At 69.2% G+C, this 1,313-nt stretch carries 2 pseudogenes; both read right to left on the bottom strand.

The window, feature by feature from the left end:
- Nucleotides 1-1,051, bottom strand: a pseudogene (locus ACP7BV_RS27005) (RNA polymerase sigma factor); the annotation flags it as partial.
- 48 nt (nucleotides 1,052-1,099) lie between these two features.
- Nucleotides 1,100-1,313: pseudogene (locus ACP7BV_RS27000) on the bottom strand (YciI family protein); the annotation flags it as partial.

Genomic DNA, 1,313 nt, shown 5'->3' with positions numbered 1-1,313 from the left:
GCCTCGCCGGCGAGACGGTCAACCAGCGCCAACCCGGCTGCAGGACCGAATGCCATCGACAGCACCACCGCCGGGTTCAGCTCGACGATGGGCGACGGCGCCAGCTGTGCGAGCGCATCGTAGAGCGCCGCGATGCGCTGCCAGTTAGTGTCCTCGGGGCGTGCCGCGCGCGCGTGACAGGCTGCAATAGCCGCCTGCAACGCATACGGTCCGTAGCCCTGGCCCAGCTGGGCTGCACGCTCGAGCGCGGCCAGACCGCGGCGGATCAGCAACTGGTCCCAGCGGCTACGGTCCTGGTCGAGCAGCAGCACCGGCTCGCCCGCCGGCCCGACACGGGCGCGCTCGCGCGAGGACTGGATCTCCATCAGCGCAACGAGCCCGTGCACTTCAGGCTCCTGCGGCGCCAGCTCGGCCAAAATGCGGCCCAGGCGCAGCGCCTCTTCGCACAGACGCGGACGCAGCCAGTCGCCGCCGTTGCTGGCCGCACAACCTTCATTGAAGACCAGGTAGATCACTTGCAGCACCGACGCCAGGCGCGGCGCCAGATCGGCCGCGCGCGGCACCTCGAACGGCACGCGCGCTTCCGCCAGCGTGCGCTTGGCGCGCACGATGCGCTGCGCTACGGTCGCGTCGGACACCAGGAAGGCGCGCGCGATTTCATGGTCGACAGGCCGCCCACCATGCGCAGCGTCAGCGCTACCCGCGCCTCGGTCGACAGTACCGGGTGACAGGCGACAAACATCAGGCGCAGCAAGTCGTCGCCGATGTCGTCGTCGATCAGCGCTTCCAGGTCGCTCGCCGCGTCTTGCAGCTCGGTCTCGAGAGCGTAGGTGAGCTCGCCCTCCTTTGACTGCTGCAGCTTCGCGCGGCGCAAGTGGTCCAGCGCGCGGTTCCTGGCAACCGTCATCAGCCACGCGCCGGGGTTGTCGGGAATGCCCGACTGCGGCCAGCGCTCGAGCGCCTCGACCATGGCGTCTTGCGCCAGTTCGTCGGCCAGGCCGACGTTGCGCAGCATGCGCGCCAGGACGCCGATGATCTTTGCCGATTCCATGCGCCAGAGGGCATCGGCCACGCGCGCGGTGTCGCCCGTACTCACGGCCTAGGCGGTGAACTGCGCGCGCATGCCCGCTTCAAGCTGCTCGTCGCGGATGCGCTGTTCGGCCGCTTGCAGGGCCGGCGTGAACTGGTCGATATCGATGCTGGCGTCAAACAGCTGGCGAATCTCCACCTCGACGTCGGGCCCGACGGGATAGGGATTGCGCCTGGCCCAGGCGATGGCGTCCGCCATCTCGGGCACGCGTATCATCCAGAAG

The organism is Massilia sp. TSP1-1-2, from assembly GCF_049896185.1.
Classification (GTDB): Bacteria; Pseudomonadota; Gammaproteobacteria; order Burkholderiales; family Burkholderiaceae_D; genus Telluria_A.
This window is presented reverse-complemented; position numbering and strand designations above follow the sequence as displayed.